General features: G+C 67.7%; 17 protein-coding genes, 1 tRNA gene and 1 pseudogene. 7 read left to right on the forward strand and 12 right to left on the reverse strand.

Translation table 11 applies throughout. The annotated features are described in order from the left end of the window. From EOW66_RS05605 to EOW66_RS20325, 3 genes are all read right to left on the reverse strand, one after another. Entirely contained in the window at nucleotides 1–1,935 is a 1,935-nt protein-coding gene (locus tag EOW66_RS05605) for a hydantoinase/oxoprolinase family protein (RefSeq protein ID WP_128155471.1), read from the reverse strand. Nucleotides 1,936–2,277: 342 nt separating this feature from the next. Further along, nucleotides 2,278–4,365 carry a TonB-dependent receptor domain-containing protein gene (locus tag EOW66_RS05610; protein WP_128155472.1) on the reverse strand — a complete coding sequence of 696 codons (2,088 nt, stop codon included), beginning with the start codon at nucleotides 4,363–4,365 and terminating at the stop codon, nucleotides 2,278–2,280. 84 nt (nucleotides 4,366–4,449) lie between these two features. Next, nucleotides 4,450–4,857, reverse strand: a complete 408-nt coding sequence (locus EOW66_RS20325) for a DUF2946 family protein (protein WP_164881036.1) — start codon at nucleotides 4,855–4,857, stop codon at nucleotides 4,450–4,452. Between the two features lie 156 nt (nucleotides 4,858–5,013). Between EOW66_RS20325 and EOW66_RS20330 the strand changes: the two genes are divergently transcribed. Then, nucleotides 5,014–5,307, forward strand: coding sequence for a hypothetical protein (locus tag EOW66_RS20330; RefSeq protein ID WP_164881037.1), 294 nt, complete (start codon nucleotides 5,014–5,016; stop codon nucleotides 5,305–5,307). A 439-nt stretch (nucleotides 5,308–5,746) separates the two neighbouring features. Here EOW66_RS20330 and EOW66_RS05625 read toward each other — a convergent pair. The 3 genes and pseudogenes from EOW66_RS05625 to EOW66_RS05635 form a co-directional block, all read right to left on the reverse strand. Beyond that, nucleotides 5,747–5,932: pseudogene (locus EOW66_RS05625) on the reverse strand (IS256 family transposase); the annotation flags it as partial. A gap of 193 nt (nucleotides 5,933–6,125) precedes the next feature. After that, nucleotides 6,126–6,554: a glyoxalase superfamily protein gene (locus tag EOW66_RS05630; RefSeq protein WP_206363670.1), complete on the reverse strand. Its 429-nt coding sequence runs from the start codon at nucleotides 6,552–6,554 to the stop codon at nucleotides 6,126–6,128. Continuing rightward, nucleotides 6,551–7,849, reverse strand: coding sequence for an MATE family efflux transporter (locus tag EOW66_RS05635; RefSeq protein ID WP_128155474.1), 1,299 nt, complete (start codon nucleotides 7,847–7,849; stop codon nucleotides 6,551–6,553). Before EOW66_RS05635 ends, EOW66_RS05630 begins: the two co-directional genes overlap by 4 nt. A 668-nt stretch (nucleotides 7,850–8,517) precedes the next feature. Here EOW66_RS05635 and EOW66_RS05640 point away from each other — a divergent pair. From EOW66_RS05640 to EOW66_RS05650, 3 genes are all read left to right on the forward strand, one after another. After that, nucleotides 8,518–9,522, forward strand: coding sequence for an ABC transporter substrate-binding protein (locus tag EOW66_RS05640; protein WP_128155475.1), 1,005 nt, complete (start codon nucleotides 8,518–8,520; stop codon nucleotides 9,520–9,522). Between the two features lie 97 nt (nucleotides 9,523–9,619). After that, nucleotides 9,620–10,531, forward strand: coding sequence for an ABC transporter permease (locus tag EOW66_RS05645; protein WP_128155476.1), 912 nt, complete (start codon nucleotides 9,620–9,622; stop codon nucleotides 10,529–10,531). Beyond that, nucleotides 10,524–11,597, forward strand: a complete 1,074-nt coding sequence (locus EOW66_RS05650; protein ID WP_128155477.1) for a quaternary amine ABC transporter ATP-binding protein — start codon at nucleotides 10,524–10,526, stop codon at nucleotides 11,595–11,597. Before EOW66_RS05645 ends, EOW66_RS05650 begins: the two co-directional genes overlap by 8 nt. A gap of 94 nt (nucleotides 11,598–11,691) precedes the next feature. Here EOW66_RS05650 and EOW66_RS05655 read toward each other — a convergent pair whose 3' ends face one another. Further along, nucleotides 11,692–12,012 (reverse strand): hypothetical protein, encoded by a 321-nt coding sequence (locus tag EOW66_RS05655; protein ID WP_164881039.1) that lies wholly within the window; start codon nucleotides 12,010–12,012, stop codon nucleotides 11,692–11,694. A gap of 24 nt (nucleotides 12,013–12,036) precedes the next feature. Beyond that, a complete protein-coding gene (locus EOW66_RS05660) occupies nucleotides 12,037–12,360 on the reverse strand; it encodes a hypothetical protein (RefSeq protein WP_128155479.1) in 324 nt (107 codons plus the stop codon). A gap of 214 nt (nucleotides 12,361–12,574) precedes the next feature. Here EOW66_RS05660 and EOW66_RS05665 point away from each other — a divergent pair, with 214 nt between their 5' ends. Then, nucleotides 12,575–13,000, forward strand: a complete 426-nt coding sequence (locus EOW66_RS05665) for a hypothetical protein (protein ID WP_128155480.1) — start codon at nucleotides 12,575–12,577, stop codon at nucleotides 12,998–13,000. A gap of 35 nt (nucleotides 13,001–13,035) precedes the next feature. Here the strand turns inward: EOW66_RS05665 and EOW66_RS05670 are convergent. After that, a tRNA-Met gene (locus EOW66_RS05670) sits at nucleotides 13,036–13,112 on the reverse strand. A 202-nt stretch (nucleotides 13,113–13,314) separates the two neighbouring features. Between EOW66_RS05670 and EOW66_RS05675 the strand changes: the two genes are divergently transcribed. Next, nucleotides 13,315–14,022, forward strand: coding sequence for a DUF1796 family putative cysteine peptidase (locus tag EOW66_RS05675; RefSeq protein WP_128155481.1), 708 nt, complete (start codon nucleotides 13,315–13,317; stop codon nucleotides 14,020–14,022). A 20-nt stretch (nucleotides 14,023–14,042) separates the two neighbouring features. On the opposite strand, the gene EOW66_RS05680 is transcribed toward EOW66_RS05675, so the two are convergent. Together EOW66_RS05680 and EOW66_RS05685 are read right to left on the reverse strand one after the other, a co-directional pair. Next, the gene (locus tag EOW66_RS05680) at nucleotides 14,043–14,660 is read right to left on the reverse strand and encodes a L,D-transpeptidase (protein ID WP_128155482.1); all 618 of its coding nucleotides are present in this window, start codon (nucleotides 14,658–14,660) and stop codon (nucleotides 14,043–14,045) included. Between the two features lie 113 nt (nucleotides 14,661–14,773). Then, the gene (locus EOW66_RS05685; RefSeq protein WP_128155483.1) at nucleotides 14,774–14,983 is read right to left on the reverse strand and encodes a YgaP family membrane protein; all 210 of its coding nucleotides are present in this window, start codon (nucleotides 14,981–14,983) and stop codon (nucleotides 14,774–14,776) included. 147 nt (nucleotides 14,984–15,130) lie between these two features. On the opposite strand from EOW66_RS05685, the gene EOW66_RS05690 reads away from it, so the two are divergent. Further along, the gene (locus EOW66_RS05690) at nucleotides 15,131–17,563 is read left to right on the forward strand and encodes a heavy metal translocating P-type ATPase (RefSeq protein ID WP_128155484.1); all 2,433 of its coding nucleotides are present in this window, start codon (nucleotides 15,131–15,133) and stop codon (nucleotides 17,561–17,563) included. A gap of 35 nt (nucleotides 17,564–17,598) precedes the next feature. Here EOW66_RS05690 and EOW66_RS05695 read toward each other — a convergent pair whose 3' ends face one another. Beyond that, entirely contained in the window at nucleotides 17,599–17,988 is a 390-nt protein-coding gene (locus tag EOW66_RS05695) for a tautomerase family protein (RefSeq protein ID WP_128155485.1), read from the reverse strand. Nucleotides 17,989–18,002: the final 14 nt, after the last annotated feature.

Below are 18,002 nucleotides of genomic sequence, written 5' to 3' on the forward strand. Positions count from 1 at the left end.
TTATTCCTCCCGGTCCAGAATGACGTCGCCCGCTTCCGAGACGGTCAGGGTCCAGCCCGCCGGAATGAGCGCCGTGAAGTAATCCTCCTCGAGGATCGCAGGGCCCTGGGCCCAGTCGCCCGCGGCCATGCCGCCCAGCCGGTAGACCGGCAGATCGGCGCGGCCCTGCCCGGCGGCAAGCACGCTGCGGCTTGCCGCGGCCTCGGCCCGGGTCTTGCGGGTCACCGCGACATGGCGGGTGTCGCCGTGACGCAGGCTCTTCGTCGCCACGAGTTCAAGCTCGACCGCGCCGGCCTTCGCCAGATCAGCCGGGAAGCCCTCGCCCTCGGCGAGTTCGTGGATCACCTCGCCCTCGGCGGTCTCGGACACCAGCCGTGCCGCCACGCCGTAGCTGCCCGCCTCGAACCCTTCTGCGAACATGTCGCGCGCGGCCTTCTGCATCAGCACCTCGCGCGTCGAGGTCAGCGCCGCCGTGGTGTTCTCGGGCAGCGTCACCGCATAGCGCTGCGAGACGTCGCACGAGCCGATGCCATAGGCCGAGAACACCGCCGCCATCGCCGGCATCGCGACGCGCTTGATCCCCGCCTTGTCGGCAACGCCGCAGGCCAGCAGCGGCCCGGCCCCGCCGAAGGCCATCATCACCGTGTCGGGCGAGATCTTGGTGAAGCGATGCAGCTCGGCCGCGACCTTCGCCTCGAAGGCGTCGGCCATCATCGTCACCGCGGTATCGAGATCGACGCCGAGCGGCTCGGCGATGTTGGTGCGGATCGCCGCCTCGGCGCGACCGGCATCAAGCCCCATGCCGCCGCCGAAATAGGAGGCGGGGTCGAACAGACCGGCGAGAAGGCTGGCATCGGTGATCGTCGCCTCCTTCCCGCCGCGGCCGAAGCAAGCGGGGCCGGGGAGGGCACCCACGCTTTCCGGGCCGATCACGATCTGGCCATCCTTCACCTTGAAGATCGAGCTGCCGCCGGCGCCGGCCGAGATGATCTCGCACAGCGGGAAGGAGACCGAGATCCCCTCGACATGGCCGCGACGGATCTCGGCGACCTTGCCCTCGGTGCATTGGCCGATGTCGGTGGTGGTGCCGCCGACGTCGATCGAGACCGCGTCGCGGAAGCCGTAGAGCGCGGAGAAGGCCTTCACCCCTTCCATGCCGCCACGCGGGCCGGAGGAATAGGTCTTGATCGCCACCGTCTTCGCCACGCGCGAGGCATCGCCGTCATTGCGGAAGATCAGGAGCGGGTTCTTCGTGCGGTATTCGCGCAGCCGGTTCTCGGCCTGGAACAGGAAGGCCTCCATCGACGGGTGCAGGAAGGAGTTGATCAGCGCCGACCAGGCACGGCGGTCGGGATTGCGGTCGACGGTGAGGTCCGAGGCATAGAGCACCGGCACCGCACCAAGCAGGTGACGCGGGTATTTGCGCAGCACGATCTGCTTCACCCGCTCCTCGGCCTTGAGGAAGCCCTCGCCGGTGAAGCAGATCACCAGCCGGTTCGCGCCGGCGGCAGTGAGCTGGTTGATCGTGCGCACGATCTCGACCTCGGCATCGGGGTTGTCGAGCACGGCCGGATCGACGAAACCGACGCGGTCGCCGACCAGCGCGGCCCAGACCTCGGGATCATGCGCGGCAAGCTTCGCGGGCAGGTCTTCGGCACCCGCGGCGAGGATCAGGCCAAGCTTCGGCCCCTTGCGTTCGCAGATCGCGTTGGTGCCCTGCGTCGTCGAATAGCGGATCAGGTCCACTTCCTCGAGCAGCCGCTTCACGTCGGTCGCGCCATAGACCACTTCGGAAGCCTTCTGCAGGCCCTCGAAGAAGCATTTCGACAGATCGTAGGGTGTGGTCAGGACCTTGGTCTTGGTCACGCCGTCATCCGACATGATACAGACGTCGGTGAGAGTCCCGCCGTTATCAATGTTAATCTGAAATGCCATTGCGCATTTCTCCTCCCATACCTGTTGCGACGGCGCCTCCTGCGCGCCGCGGCCTCGGCAGATGCGGGAAAGGCTCCTCCCCTTCCACGCGCCGACGGACCTGTGAGGGAAGGAAGCAGGGTTGATGCCAAGGCGCCGGCATCGCGGTGGGAAATTTGCAATTAACTGTCAGAAAAGGATTTATTCCGAAACCGGCGCATCGGGCGCGGCGTTTCCCGGACTGCTCCATCCGGGTTTCGGACACCGTCCGCCGGATCGTCGGACACCGGGGCCGCACCGGGCCGGCCCGCGCGGCGGCAGACGGGATGGCGGCGCCCCTGCCCCGGGACGCCGCCGCCCTGTTCAGAACGTCATCTGCATCGAGACATAGACCGTCCGCCCCGGCTCGTTGACCCGCGTCACCGTGGTGTCGAAGACGTTGCGCCGGCTCAGGTGCTGGGCATAGGTCTTGTCGAGGACGTTGTTGATGCCGCCGATCAGCCGGACATTCTCCCGCACCGCATAGCTGCCGAAGAGGTCAAGCGTCGCCCAGCCCGCGGTCTCGCCCGGGTCGATCTCGGCGTTGATCCGGTCCTGCCGCGTGGCCCAGTTCAGCCGCGCGCCCGCGTTCCACAGTGCCTCGTCCCAGACCGCGCTCAGGCTGCCCTCGAGCGGCGGGATCTGTGCCAGCGGCGCGTCGTCGCTGGTGTTCTGCCCGCGGGTCCAGGTCGCGTCGCCCGCGAAGGTCAGCTTGCCCATGGTGTAGCTGCCCGAGAGCTCGGCACCCGAAAGCGTCGCGCCGATGTTGCGATACTCGGTGCGGGTGCTGGTGCTGCCCATCATCGAGATCGTCACCGTGTCCTGCAAGATGAAGTCGTCGACCCGGTCATAGAAGGCCGAGGCGTTCAGCGACCAGTTCTGCCGCGCCGCCTGCACCCCGATGTCGAGCTGGGTGTGCTTTTCGGGCGCGATGTCGGGGTTGCCGACCCAGGTCGGCGTGCCCATCGAGCCGCGCGCCATCGCGCGCTCGTTGGTATCGGCCGTGCGCACCGTCCGCGAGAGCCCGACGAAGGCCTTGGTGTCGGCGTCAAAGGCGTGCTCGAAGCGGATCAGCCCGCCGAAATTGTCCTCGGTGCGCGCCTTGTCATAGGTGGTGCCGTAGACCGCCGAGTAATAGTCGTTCGGCGTCACGCCGCGCACCGCGACATCGGCCTTCGCCGCATCGGCGCGCACATGGTCGAAGCGCAGCCCCATCTTCAGCGTGTCGCGCGCGGTCAGCGCGGTCTCGGTCTGGGCGTAAAGCCCGGTCTGCGCGATCGTCACATCGGGCCAGGTCAGCGAGGACGGCGCATCGAAGTCGATCATCGCCGGCGTCATCGCCATGTAGCCCCAGGCGGTGCGGGCGTTCGACTGCGTGTCGATGCCGACCGTCGCCTTGGTGCGGCCGAACTCGAACTTGCCCTCGAGCTTGCCGCCATGGGTGTTCGAGGTCGTCGGCGACACCATCGCCATGCCGGTGGGCACGCGCAGCGAATAGTTGTCCATCGTGTGATCGACGTTCGAACGGTAGAGCGCCCCCTCGATCCGCTTCAGCGGCCCGAAGTCGAGATCGACACCGCCGCGCAGGCGCAGGGTCTCGGTCTCGGACAGCGGGCTGTCCATGCCGGCGCCGGCAAATTCCACGTCCTCGGCGCGGTCCTTCTCGATATCGAGCGCCAGGTCGAGCCCGCCCTGCTTGTAGCCAAGCGTGACGCCCGCGCCTTTCTGCGTATAGGCCGAGCGCACGTCATTGCCCGCCCCGTCGGTGTAGTCGTCGGCGGTCTTGTACTCGCCCGAGGTCTCCAGATAGAAGCCGCGCCCGAGATCGAAGGCCACGCGGCCCGCAACCTCGCGGCCGGCGCCGTTCGACGTGCCGCCCAGCGTCAGCTCGCCGCTGACCCGCTTGCCGGCCTCGAAGCCCGGCGCATCGCGTTCAAGCCGGATCGTGCCTCCGGGCGCGCCCGGACCGTTCGTCACGCTGGAATAGCCCTTTTCGACGACGATCCGGTCGGCGCGGTAGAAGGCCGCGATCGAGGACGGCGGGTCCATCCGGTTCGGACAGCCGCCATAGGTGAAGGACCCGGCGTCGATCACGTTGAGCTGGTTCTTCGACATGCCGCGCAGGATGATGTCGATGCCATGCCCGCCCATGCGCGAGCCCGAGATACCCGGGATCGAGGACAGCAGCGCGCCCCCGTCAAGCGCCGGCGGCGCCGACAGCGCGCCCGGGGCGACGGTGACCGTGGTGCCGTCCTGCTCGAGCGTCTTCGGCGCGACGATGATGGTGTCGAGCGCAAGCGGCGCGTCGGGCTTCGCCTCTTCGGCCAGGGCGGCGGGGGCAAAGGCAACGGGGGCGAGGCTGCCAAGCAGCAGCGCGGTCACGCCAAGGCGTGCCGGAAAGAAGATGTTCATGGGATTTCAGACCTTGTGGAAACGGAGCGGGAGGCCACGGCGGGGCCGCGGCATCGTCTTGCCCGGGGCGACCGGGGCGGCGTTTCAGGTCAGGACGGGGGGCGCGCGGATCGCCCGGCTGTGATCGCGCGGCGCGCTTGCCGGCAGGCGCTGCGCCGGCAGCGGCAGTGCGGCGCGCTGCAGGCGGGCCTGGAAGGCAAGCTCGGGCGCAAAGCCCTGCGGCACGGCAAGGCCGAGCACGCAGAACGGACATTTCGGGCCGGACTGCTCGCCCCCCGACGCCGCATCGCGGGTCTTGCCGGTGGCAAGATCGATGACGACCCGGCTCAGCCCGGTGCCGTCGCACAGCTCGATCAGCACCTCGTTCGCAGCAAGATCGGGCGCCGCCCCGGCCGGCAGATAGGCCGAACCGACCTGCAGGCTCAGGACCAGCGCCAGAACCACGGCAAAGATGCCGTGGAACGCCGACCCTATGCGCTGCGCTGTTCTCATGACGCGCATCTCACCTGCGCTCACGAAAACGTCAAGCCCCGTGAGGCTGCGGCATTCCGCCCGCCGAAACCGCATCCCCGGGGCCAAGCACCGTGTGACCGTGCAAGGTCGCTGAGCAAACCGTCGTGTCTTATGGGGCAGATTTTGCCGTGCAGAATGGCTGACACGACCACAGGAAAGGTGTCGGAAATGACCTCTTGGAAAGACCAAATCCCCGGAGCGTTCGCCTTCTTTGCGGGGTTCCCCGGGCGCCCCGCGCCCTTCGGCCTGCATCCGCTGGATGCCGCCCGCGCCCGGAAGCTGATAAAAAGCCTGAAGAAGGAGGGCATCTGCTTCGAAGAAGCCGTGGCGGAAATCCGGCGCCAACTGATCGCCCATGGCACCGCCGGCGCGCAGCTGGAGCGGCACATGCAGCGGGTTTACGAAGTTCTTGGCCCGCGCCTGAGGTGACGGCGGTGGGGGGCCTGGCCGCGCCCTCGCGCCGATGCACACGCGCCCTGCGCGATTGGGGTCGGGGCACGGGGCGGGTGAAGACACTGGTCAGCTACATCGATCCCGAGAATTTCCGCTCCCGCAGGCTGGCGGAACGTCTTGGCGCAAGGCTCGACCCGCAGGCTGCGCGGCCCGGACCCGATGATCTTGTGTACCGCCACTTCGGCTGATCCCCCCGCCGGACGGCCGCCCTCCTTGGCCTGATGTCCGCAGCCCGCCTCACCGCACGAAAGGCCGCTTGGCCCCGAAAATCATGAAGAGCGCTGTCAGGCCCCCCTTCCGATCTCCCGGCAGGGCCCGACCTGCGACCGCCCGTGCAACAGACCTGCGCGCCGATGCTGGGCCACGGCTGGGGAGCTGGCGGTGATCGTCACCGTGTTGCCCCGCGCGGGTCTGCCTGGTCCGGATCGCCGTTGCGCCGTGCCAGCCGCGCGGGCAGCTTCTCGCCATAGGCCGCGCCTGTCACGGCGCCGACCTCCGGCCCCATCAGGCGTTCGGCCGCAAAGCCGATCATCTCGCGCAACAGATCGGCGCCAAGAGCAGAGCGCGGACAGGCGGCGGTGCGGCGTGACGGCCGCAGCATCGCCCGAAAGCAGCCGTTCACGCATGGTGCAGCGATATTCCAGCCTGCCATCGACGCGGAGGGCCGGGAAGCCGACACCGAAAAGATCCCCTCCCCCGACCGGCATGTTGGTTCAGGGACGGGGGGGGCGAATGACCGTCCTGAGCTTCTTCAGCCTTGATCGAAATGCGGCGCGCCGAGCGGCCGATCGGCCTTACCCCTCCTCCTTCACCACAATCAGCTGCGGCACGCCATCCGAGGTGCAGCGATGCGAGCGCCAGTTTTCGTTGATCGTTGCCCGGATCTGCTGGCGCAGGTTCGAGAAGCTCTCGAACCGGACCACATCGACCGGCTGATCGAAGCGGATCTCGATCTGCCGGTGGGTCACCGGCCCCGACAGGCCGATGATCCTGCCGGTAAAGGGCTGGCCGAGATACCGGCCCCGGACCCGATCGCCAAGCGCCAGTTCGGCCGGCTCGTTGCGCTGCGCCAGCCGGGCATGGAGTGTGTTCCAGTCCTTGGCCCCATGCTGGCGGGCGATCAGCTCCAGTGCCTGTGCGTGGCTGACGGCGCTGCCCTGCGCCTGAAGGGCAGCGCGCAGGGCCTTTGCCTGAGCTTTCGCCTCATCGATGGTCATGGTCATGCCGCATCCTCCATACTGAAACCGGGCACCGGAAGCAGGGTGGCGCGCCCGATCAGAAGCGCAAGCAGCAACATGGCCGCATCCGCCACCGGAAAGGCCAGCCAGATTCCCCGCACCCCGACCCCGGCAGAGAGGCCGAGGATCAGCGCGGGCATCAGCAGCCACGGCTTGACCAATGTCAGCGCGGCCGTCCGCCGCGGCTGCCCGAGGGCCTGAAAATACATCGCCAGCACGAGGATCGGGCCGGAGATCGCGTAAAGTGCCAGCATCGGGCGGAGGATGAGCGCAACCGCCCCGATCACCCGCGGGTCCCCGCTGAACCAGCCGCCAACCGCCTGCCCGGCGAAGATCCCCGTCAGCATCACGGCAAGACACCACAGGAAAGCCGTCGCCATCGCCAGCCGCAGCGCAGCCATGGCCCGGTCCGGCCGTCCGGCGCCGGCATTGTTGCCCGCGATGCCTTGCAGGGCGAGCGCGATCGCCATCTGCGGCAGGAAAGCAAGGCCCAGAAGCCGCGTAACCCCTCCGTAGGCCGCGACGTCAAGGGCATACTCTGCCGCGTGGCCGTGCAATGCCAACATGACGAGGCTCGCGACCAGGGCGATGCCGAGGAAGCTGAGGCACAGGGGCAAGCCGAGGACGAGGACCGCCCCCCAAGCCGCGCCCCAGCTTTCGCGGCGCAGGACCCGGAGCGGCAGCAGAGCCGTGCCGCGCGCTCGGATGCCGAGCGCCAGCACCAGACCAAGCGCCTGTGCCGTGACAGTGCCAAGGGCGGAGCCCGAAATCCCGAGATCGAGCACGACGATCCCAAGCCAGTTCGCCCCGATGTTGAAAAGGTTCACGCACACAGAAAACGCCGCAATCAGCCCTGCGCGCCCCTCGTTTCTCAACGCGTCGATGTGCAGGCCAAGCAGCAGATAGATCGGCGCGCCGCAGATCAGGATCGTCAGATAGTCCCGCGCCATTCCGGCAACCCGCGCATTTCCGGCGGCCATGGCATCGGTCAGCATCGCGCCGAAACCGAACCAGAGCGCCACAAGCAGCGCCGAAACCGCCAGCGCCAGCCCATGCGCCCCGGCAAAGACCCGCCCCGCCCCGCGCCGGTCCCCGGCCCCCAGATGCCGCGCCAGCAGGCTCGCCATGCCGCCGCCGACCAGCGTTGCAAGCGCGGCCAGCAACATCGCCACCGGAAAGGCGAGGCTGACTGCCGCCAGTGCCTCCGCCCCGATGAAGCGGCCGACAAAAACGCCGTCGACCAGATTCAGGATCCCGCCCATCGACATGACCACGGCCATGGGAAGGGCGTTTGAGAGAAACAGCCGCCCGATGGGGGCCGTCAGAAATGGATTCTCATGCGAGACTGCGTGCCCGAAAGACATCGCTCACTCCTCTTCAGAGGCATTTCAGGATGGATGGGAGCCTGCATTGCCCACCGCGCGAAATGCTTCGAGGGTGAGATGTCGTCTTGTTCCGGGCTTCACCGTGACTTGCGTCCGCAGGCGGCAGGTGCCCGGCACCTGGTCCCGCAGGTAGCGCATCGGGGCGGGGCGGTCAAGCGCGTGCCATGGCAACGCCGGTGTGCTCGGGGATTGTCGGGATTTTCACCATGCCCTTTTGACAAGTTCGCAGGCCGGGCCCCCGCCCGGCGAAGGCAACGCCGACGGGAACCCCACAAGGCCTTTCCCCTCGCCCGTGCGTTCATCTGGAAGACATTTCCCGCCACTTGGTTGTCAAAATGGTGAAATTCGGCTAGGGAGAACAAGGTCGGTTCCTTCCGGCCCCGTTCCGCCTGCGCCCTCGGCGCGTTCTGGGCGGAGCATGTGAGCGATGCTTCGAGCGTCTCTCGTGACCCCATGCGCATCCTGCCACTTCATTCGGGGTCTCAATAATCCAGCGGGTCGTCGCGGGCAGCGCCGCGGCGGGTCTTCATTTGCGCTGCACAACGACGAAGGACATAATTGTCATGACGAAGTTGGAGTTTTCTCTGCTCTTTTCGCTTTGCTTCGGCGCCGGCGCCGCCCCTGCCCTGGCCGATGAGGGCTCGTGCGGGGCTGTCTCGATCGCGGAAATGAACTGGGCCTCGGCAGGGGTCGCGGCCTGGGTCGACAAGATCATCCTCGAGGAGGGCTATGGCTGCGACGTGACCCTCGTGACCGGGGACACGATGCCGACCTTTGCCTCGATGAATGAAAAGGGCGAACCCGACATCGCCCCGGAACTCTGGGCGAACGCCGTGAAGCTGGCGCTCGATGCGGCGGTCGCGGAAGACCGGATGGTGATCAGTGCAAACATCCTGACGGATGGCGGCGTCGAAGGCTGGTGGATCCCGCAATACCTTGCCGACGCCCATCCCGAGATCCGGACCGTCGAGGATGCGCTCAAGCATCCCGAGCTGTTCCCCGACCCCGAGGATCCGTCGAAAGGCGCCCTTTTCAACTGCCCGTCGGGGTGGAATTGCCAGGTCTCGACCGAGAACCTCTATCGCGCCTATGGTGCCGAGGCGAAGGGCTTCGAGCTGGTCGACACCGGCTCGGCCGCGGGGCTCGACGGCTCGATTGCCAATGCCTATGAACGCAAGCAGGGCTGGTTCGGCTATTACTGGGCGCCGACGGCGATCCTCGGCAAATACCCGATGGCGCGGCTTGAGGCCGGGGTGCCGAACGACAAGGCCGCGTGGGATGCCTGCACCTCGCAACCCGATTGCCCGGATCCGAAGCCGAACGCCTACCCGACCTCGGACGTCTTCACCGTGGTGACCAAGGCGTTTTCCGAAAAGAACGCCGTGGCGATGGACTACCTGAAGGCCCGCAGCTGGTCGAATGACCTGGTCGGCAAATTCCTTGCCTGGCAGACCGACAACCAGGGCACCAACGAGGATACGGCCTATCATTTCCTCGAGACCTATCCGGATGTCTGGAAGGCCTGGGTCTCCCCCGAGGTGGCCGCAAAGGTCGAGGCGACGCTCTAAGCACGCCAGACCGGCAGCTGCGCGCGCGGGCATGACCGCGCGCGCCTTCCCGTGCGGGGCGCGCGCCTCGCCGACATGAGACCAAAGGACATGATTAATGGCATCATCCTGCTGGGGCCTGCCTGAAGCCCTGTGCGATTTCCCCTCCCTGTCGAGCAAAAGCCTGCGCCTGATGCGCAAGACAATCGACGACGGGTTCCGCGACCTCGTGCGCCAGTTCTCCGACCAGATCGACGCCGCAACGCGACCATTGCAATGGTTTCTCAACACGCTCGAGAGCATCTTCACCGGGACGCCCTGGTTCGTGATGCTCGCGCTGATCCTCGCTGCCGTCTGGTTCGCCTCGCGCAGTGTGAAGATCGCCCTCGGCACCGGCGCCGCGCTGCTCGCGATCGGCTTTTTCGGGCTGTGGGAAGACACCATGACCACCTTGGCGATGGTGACCGTGGCGACGCTGATCTCGATCGTGCTCGGGTTGCCGATCGGCATTGTCGCGGCACGCTCCGACCGGGCACAGCGGATGATCATGCCGCTCCTCGACGTGATGCAGACCCTGCCGAGCTTTGTCTACCTGATCCCGGTCGTGGTGATCTTCGGCATCGGCAAGGTGCCCGGGCTGATTGCCGTGGTGATCTACGCCACGCCGCCGATGATCCGGCTGACCAACCTCGGGATCCGGCTCGTCGACAAGGAGGTGATCGAGGCCGCGGACGCCTTCGGTTCCTCGCCCCGGCAGAAGCTGTGGAATGTGCAGTTGCCGCTGGCGCTGCCGACGCTGATGACCGGCGTCAACCAGACCATCATGATGTCGCTCGCGATGGTTGTCGTGGCCTCGATGGTGGGCGTTGGCGGGCTGGGCAAGAACGTGCTTCAGGCGATCAACAACCAGTTCTTCACCATGGGCTTCCTGAACGGCTTTGCCCTCGTCGCCATCGCCATCTCCTTCGACCGGGCCTCGCAGGCCTTCGGCAAGAGACTTCAGAAACATGCGGAGGTGCTCGATGACTGAGACCGACCAGACCCAGACGCTCACCCCCGACGAGGAAGAGACCGTCCCGGGGATCTCGATCCGCAACCTCTACAAGATCTTCGGACCGGATCCGGCACGTTACGTCGCGGCGGTCCGCGACGGCATGACCAAGGCCGAGCTCAACCGCAAGCACCACCACTCGCTCGGCCTGCGCGACATCACCACCGACCTGCCGGCGGGCAAGATCTCGGTCATCATGGGGCTCTCGGGCTCGGGGAAGTCGACGCTGCTGCGCCATATCAACGGCCTCATTGCACCGACGGCGGGCGAAGTGCTGATTGATGGCGAAGACGTCGCGAAGATGTCGCCCGAGGCGCTGCGCGCGTTCCGCCGCCACAAGACCGCGATGGTGTTCCAGAACTTCGCGCTGCTGCCACATCGCACGGTTCTCGAAAATGCCGTCTACGGCCTCGACATCCAGGGCGAGCCGCGCAGCAGCAGCACCGAAAAGGCGCGGCGCTGGATCGAACGGGTCGGGCTGAAGGGCTATGAGGACCGCTATCCCACACAGCTGTCCGGCGGCATGCGGCAACGGGTCGGGCTTGCCCGCGCGCTGACCAACGACGCGCCGATCCTGCTGATGGACGAGGCCTTCTCGGCCCTCGATCCGCTGATCCGGATGGACATGCAGTCAGTTCTGCTCGACATCCAGCAGGAGGTCTCGAAGACCATCGTCTTCATCACCCACGACCTCGACGAGGCGTTGCGGCTTGGCGACAAGATCGTGATCCTGCGCGCGGGCGAGATCTCGCAGCAGGGCACCGGCGAGGAGATCGTGCTGCATCCGGCGAACGATTACGTGCGCGCCTTCGTGAAGGAGGTGAACCGCGGCCGGGTGGTGCGGCTGCGGTCGGTGACGCGCCCGAAGCCTGCCGGCGAGGACTGGCCCACGTTGCGGCTGCCCGGCACAACGACGCTTGAAGAGGCCGCGCACCAGCTGCTTGATGCCCCCGGCAGTCTGGCCACGGTCCTGGCGCGCAACGGCAGCGAGCGGGGTGTGGTCTCCATGGACGATGTCATGCGGGGGATGCTCGCTCAGGTCTGAGCGTCGCTGCCACCGTGCCAACGCCCGCCAGGATCTCAAGCAGGGTGACTGGCGGGCGAGTTCAATCACAGAGCTGGGCGCCCGCGATGCTTTGTCAGGTTCCGCCAGCGGCTGCCTTGCTCGCGAGAAAGGTGAGGCGCATCGGTTTCTCGGGCCCGATGAGGGCAAGGAACACGACCCCGTTTCCGACGACCAGGCCCCGGTCGGAAAGCGGAGCCGCCGCGGCGCCGAAGATCTGCGGCAGCAGTGGAACATAGGTGATTGCGATCTGCGCCCCAACCACCGTCAGGACGCACCCCCAGACCACTGTGCAGCCCAGTCGGTGCCCGCACGCACCTCCAGCGCAGCAAAGATCCGTGCCGAGTAATTCCACCTCGCTTATGCTGAAGGTCTCTGGCCGGAACAGCATCGGCACCATCTGGTTCGGGCCAGAAAACGCTTAAGGCAGAAGGCCGGTAACGCGTTGATCCTTCCTTCCCCTGACTGCCCGCCAGATCTGCTCAGGCCAGCGCAGGGGGCTGTCGAGGAGGGGCGCGACGGCGAAGGCGAGGATCAGCCAGGGCGGGCTGTTGCCCTTGACCACCACGCGCCCGAGGCTGCCCGCGCGCACGGCATTGGCATCGGCCGATTGCACGACGTCGCGGCCGGCACTGGCGGCGCGGATCGCCTGATCGCGCTGCGTGCTGGTGCCAAGGGTCTGCGCCGCGGCGCGCGCCGTCCTCATCGAAATCGCGGCGATCAGCGCCGGACCGATCCGCCGCATCGCGCTGGATGCGCTCGAGAAGATGAAGACAGACTGACAGGGCGACGCCAGACGCTCACACAAGCCGAGGTGAGGCGCGCGATCAAGGCCGCGACAGCGGCCGGAATGGCGGTCGCCCGTTGTGAGATCCCCCCTGACAGGGCCATCGTCATCAGCGCAGAAGCTGCTGCGCAGGTGCAGACAGATCCTCTGGCGGCATGGAGGGCAAAAAAGGATGCGCGTGCTGCGGCAGAGCAAGACCGGCGCACATTTGGCAATCCCGGTCACGGCCGGGCTCCGCACTGTCCCGGATGCCGAGAAGACGCGCCGCGGCTCGGCGCTGACAATCTGCACCACATCGCGTGGCCAGCCCCGGACGCTGGACGGATACAAGACCAGCTTCGCGAAGACCGCGGCGGGCATCGAAGGGCGGACATTCCACGACACGCGCGACACCGCCGTGCTGCGACTGGCACGCGCCGGATGCGGCAGTCCGGAGATCTACTCGATCACCGGACATGGCCCGAAATCGGCCGAGGCGATCGTGGCGAAGCACGACCTGAGCCGCGATTCGAGACCGGCAATTTCGGCCGTGGAGACGCTGGAAAAGCACAAGGCGAGACCGCAAGCTGTAAACGGCTCTGACAAGCCGCCCGAGTGATCCAGCGACGTCTCTTCACAATAAGGGGGAAGTGTTGGTGGCGAGGGGGGGACTCGAACCCCCGACCCCGTGATTATGAGTCACGTGCTCTAACCTGCTGAGCTACCTAGCCACGCTGTGGCGCGTAGCTATGCGATGACGCGCGGAGCGTCAAGGGGCTTGCGCGCAAAATCTGCGCCCGCCCCGCGCGGCGGGCATCGGCAGGCCCCTGCCCCGCCCCCGGCACCGCCGACAGGCCTTCGGCGGTGGATTTCGGCCCGGAAACCCCCTAGCCTCGGCGGGCAGAACCCCGATCCCCGAGCACGAGACCCGCAGTGACCACAGCCAGCCCCGGCGTCGCCTTCTATTCGATCGGAGAGAACTGTCTTGGCCACGGCGTCTTGCAGCGCCACGGCGTCGCGCCGCTGCTGACCACGCCGTTCAGCCACACGCGGTCGAACATCGACTATGCGACGCAGCTCGTCGAAACCGATTTCGTCGACATGCTGACGCCGCGGTTCCTGCACCACGAGCAGCGCTACAAGACGCGGATGCCGGTCCATTCGCTCTATACCTGCGAGGCCGGACTCTATGAGAAATCCGTCTGCAACGGCTTCGAATTCTCGCATCATGACGTGATCGACGATGCCGAGAACCGCGCAAGCTACCTACGCAAGGCGCAGCGGTTTCTCGACGGGCTGAGCGGCACCGGCCCGGCGTGTTTCCTCTATCACTACCGGCTGCACCGCACTCAGGACATCGCGCGGGTGGCGGCCAAGCTGCGACGGTTTCAGGAGCTGTGCCGTGCCCGCTCCGGCCGGCCGATCTCGGTCACGATGTTCACCCAGCGCCTCGTCGGCAGCGACGACCAGCGCCGGGTGGAGTTCCTGCGGCCCGACGGCATCCCCGTGGCGGTCCTGCACACCCGGCACAAATGGTGCGGCACCGATCCCGAGCAGTTCTGGGGCCGGGTCGACGACGATCTCTTCGCGCGGATGATCGGCGCCTTCGAGTTTCACGCGGCAACGGCCGGGACCTTCTGACCCCGGCCCGGCGCTCGCCGTCAGTAGACCGTCACCGGCGTGCCGACGGGAACCGACTGGAACAGATCGATGACATGGTCATTGACCATCCGCAGGCAGCCGTTCGACACCGCATGGCCGATCGAGCTCGGCTCGGTGGTGCCGTGGATGCGGATCGCCGTGTCGCGGCCGTCCTGATAAAGATACATCGCCCGTGCGCCGAGCGGGTTTCCCGGCCCCCCGGGCATCCCGTTTTCGGCATATTTCGCGTAATGGTCGGGCGAGCGCTTGACCATCTCGGGCGTCGGCTTCCAGCTCGGCCACTCGACCTTGCGCCCGACATAGGCGGTGCCGCGGAATTTCAGCTCGTCCTTGCCCACGGCGACGCCGTAGCGCATCGCCTTGCCCGGCGCGATGACGTGATAAAGGAAGAACTTGTCCGAGACGATGATGATCGAGCCCACCGCCAGCTCGGGGCGCACATTCACCTCGGTCGGGTAAAAGCGCTTCGCGATCGGCCATTGCGGCGCCGGCTTCTCCGGCGGCAGCACTTCGACCGGGTTCGAGGCGGAAGAGCCGGTGGCGGTGGTCTGCGCGGCCAGGGCAGTGCCCGCGAAGGGCAGCGCGGCGAGGGTGGTCAGAAGGGTGCGGCGAAGCATCGCGGTCTCCGTTTATCGTTCGGGCAAGGCTATCAGGGCGCCCTGCCCCCCTCAACGGAAAAGGAAAAGGGCAGGTTCCCCCGCCCCTCTCCGAAATCGGTCCGGTGCGGGGCTTACTTGCCCTCGAAGGCGCAGCCGGTCTTGAAGCCGAGCTTCGCGAAGATCTTCGCCGCCGGGCAGAAGCCGGTGAAGGCCGATTGCAGCAGGTTCAGGCCGATGAAGACAGTGAACCACAGGAAGTAATGCGAGACATACCAGGTCAGCAGCACGCTGATCAGGACCATCACGCCGGCAAAGGCGAAGATCGTGCGGTCGAGGTTCATGGGGGGACTCCGTGACGGGGGTGGATCGGTTGGAAGGCGCTTTCGCCTCAGCTAGCATCGCCATGACACAAATTCAAGTTCAGGAATGTTTCTTGACGAGTTGACCCGGGCCGGGGGGCGCTCCAAGTGGAGCACAGGAGGTGATCCATGTCCAAAACGACTTTCACCATCGACGGGATGCACTGCGGCGCCTGCACCGGCCGGGTCGAGCGCACGCTGAGCGCCGAGCCGGGCGTGAAAAGCGCCGCGGCGAACCTGATGGCGCGCTCGGCCCGGGTCGAGTTCGAGGCCCCGGCCACCCCCGCTTCGCTCGCCGCGGCGCTGGCGAAGGCGGGCTATCCGGTCAACCGCGCCGAGGCGAAGCTCGACATCACCGGCATGACCTGCGCGAGCTGCGTCAGCCATGTCGAGCACGCGCTGACCGCACTGCCCGGGGTGATCGAGGCCTCGGTCAATCTGGCCACACAGACCGCGCAGGTGGGCTATGCCCAGGGCGCTGTCGCCCCCTCCGAGATGGTGAAGGCGGTCGAGGGCGCGGGCTATGGCGCGCACGTCGCCACCGCCGATGCCCCCGCCGCGCCGGTCGCCGAACGGCAGGCGGCCGAGGCCGCAAAGCTGAAGCGGCAGGTGCTGCTCTCGGCCGCACTCACCCTGCCGGTCTTCGTGCTGGCCATGGGCTCGCATCTGGTTCCGGGCTTTCACATGGCGGTGATGCACACGATCGGCGAGCGCGCGAGCTGGTGGATCCAGCTTGTCCTCACCGCGCTGGTGCTGGCCTTCCCGGGCCGGGTGTTCCTGCGCATCGGCATCCCGGCGCTGTTGCGCGGCGCGCCCGAGATGAACTCGCTCGTCGCCATGGGGGCGCTCGCGGCGTTCCTGTATTCCGCGGTGGTGACGCTCGCCCCCGATCTTCTGCCCGCCTCGGCCCGCGAGGTCTATTTCGAGGCGGCGGCGGTGATCGTCACGCTGATCCTCGTCGGCCGCTGGCTCGAGGCGCGGGCGAAGGGACGCGCCGGCGAGGCGATCTCGCGCCTCGTCGCACTGCGCCCGGCCACGGCCCGGGTCGCGCGCGAAAGCGGCACCGTCGAGCTGCCGGTCGAGGAGCTGGCGCCGGGCGACATCGTGCTGCTGGCCCCGGGCGAGCGCGTCGCGGTTGACGGGCTGGTGACCGAGGGCCACGGCTGGATCGACGAATCGATGCTGACCGGCGAGCCCGCCCCGGTCGAGAAGACCCCGGGCGCCGAGATCACCGGCGGCACGGTGAACGGGCAGGCGGCGCTCGCCTTCCGCGTCACCGCGACCGGCACCGACACCGTGCTCGCGCGCATCATCGCGCTGGTCGAAGAGGCGCAGGGCCAGAAGCTGCCGGTGCAGGCGCTGGTCGACAAGGTGACGCGGGTCTTCGTGCCGGCGGTGATGGGGCTGTCGCTGCTGACCTTCGCGCTCTGGATGCTGGCAGGTCAGGGCTTCACCCATGCCCTCGTCGCGGCGATCTCGGTGATGATCATCGCCTGCCCCTGCGCGATGGGGCTGGCGACGCCGGTCTCGATCCTTGTCGGCACCGGGCGGGGCGCGGAGCTTGGCCTGCTGTTCCGCCGCGGCGACGCGCTGCAGCGCCTGTCCGAGGTGAAGACCCTCGCCTTCGACAAGACCGGCACGCTGACCCTTGGCCACCCCGAGCTGACCGACCTGATCCCGGTCGCGGGCCTCACCGCCGAGGACGCGCTTGCCACCGCCGCGGCGCCCGAGGTGCGCTCGGAGCATCCGCTCGCCCGCGCAATCGTGGCGGCCGCCGCGGCCCGCGGCCTGCCCCTGCCGCGCGCCCGCAAGGTCGAGGCGCTGCCCGGCCGCGGCCTCACGGCCGAGGTCGATGGCCACGCGGTTCTCCTCGGCAATGCCCGCGCGATGACCGAGGCGGGCATCGACATCGGCCCGCTCGCGGCGCAGGCGCTGGCCCTTGCCGGCGAGGGCAAGACCCCCGTCTACCTTGCCCGCGACGGCGCGGCGATGGCGCTTCTGGCCGTTGCCGACCCGATCAAGGAGCACGCGGCCGAGGCGGTCTCGGCGCTGCAGACGGCGGGCGTCGAGGTGGCCCTCGTCACCGGCGACGCGAAACCCACGGCCGAGGCGGTGGCGCGGCGGCTCGGCATCACCCGGGTGGTGGCCGAGGTCCTGCCCGAGGGCAAGGTCGCGGCGGTGAACGCGCTTGGCAGCACCGGCGCCGTGGCCTTCGTCGGCGACGGCATCAACGACGCGCCGGCACTTGCCGCGGCCGATGTGGGGCTCGCGATCGGCACCGGCACCGATGTCGCGATCGAGGCGGCCGAGGTGGTGCTGATGGGCGACGACCCGCGCGGCGCGGCCCGCGCGCTCAGGCTCTCGCGCGCGGTGATGCGCAACATCCGCGAGAACCTGTTCTGGGCCTTCGCCTATAACGTCGCGCTGATCCCGGTGGCCATGGGCGTGCTGCGCCCCTTCGGCGGGCCGGGCCTGTCGCCGATGCTGGCGGCAGGCGCGATGGCCTTCTCCTCGGTCTTCGTGGTGACGAACGCGCTGCGCCTGCGCCGCGCCCGGTTCTGAACGGGAGGGGGGCGGTCACCGCCCCCCGCCTGCGCTCACAGCTCGCCGGTCAGGAACTGCGCCCGGCCATGGCCGAAGGACCAGTCCTCGTCGCCGTTCTCGGTGAAGGAGATCATCACGTCACTCGGCGCGATGCCGCATTTTGCCTGCAGATCGGCGCAGAGGTTCTCATAGAAGGCCACCTTCGCCTCGCGCCCGCGCGGCCGCGACACCACATGCAGCAGCACGAATTTCTCGGTGCGCGGAATGCCCAGCCCGGTATCGAGCGCCTTCAGATGGCTCGGCGCGTGCTCGGTCAGAATCTGATAGCGGTCGCCCTGCGGCACCTTGAAGGTGCGCACCATCGCCTCGTGGGCGGTGTCGAGCAGCAGCTCGATCTCGTCCGGCGTGCGGCCCTTGATGACGTGGTATTGCATGAGAGGCATTCGGTCTTGCTCCT

It is taken from the genome of Paenirhodobacter huangdaonensis, assembly GCF_004022465.1.
GTDB lineage: Bacteria > Pseudomonadota > Alphaproteobacteria > Rhodobacterales > Rhodobacteraceae > Rhodobacter > Rhodobacter huangdaonensis.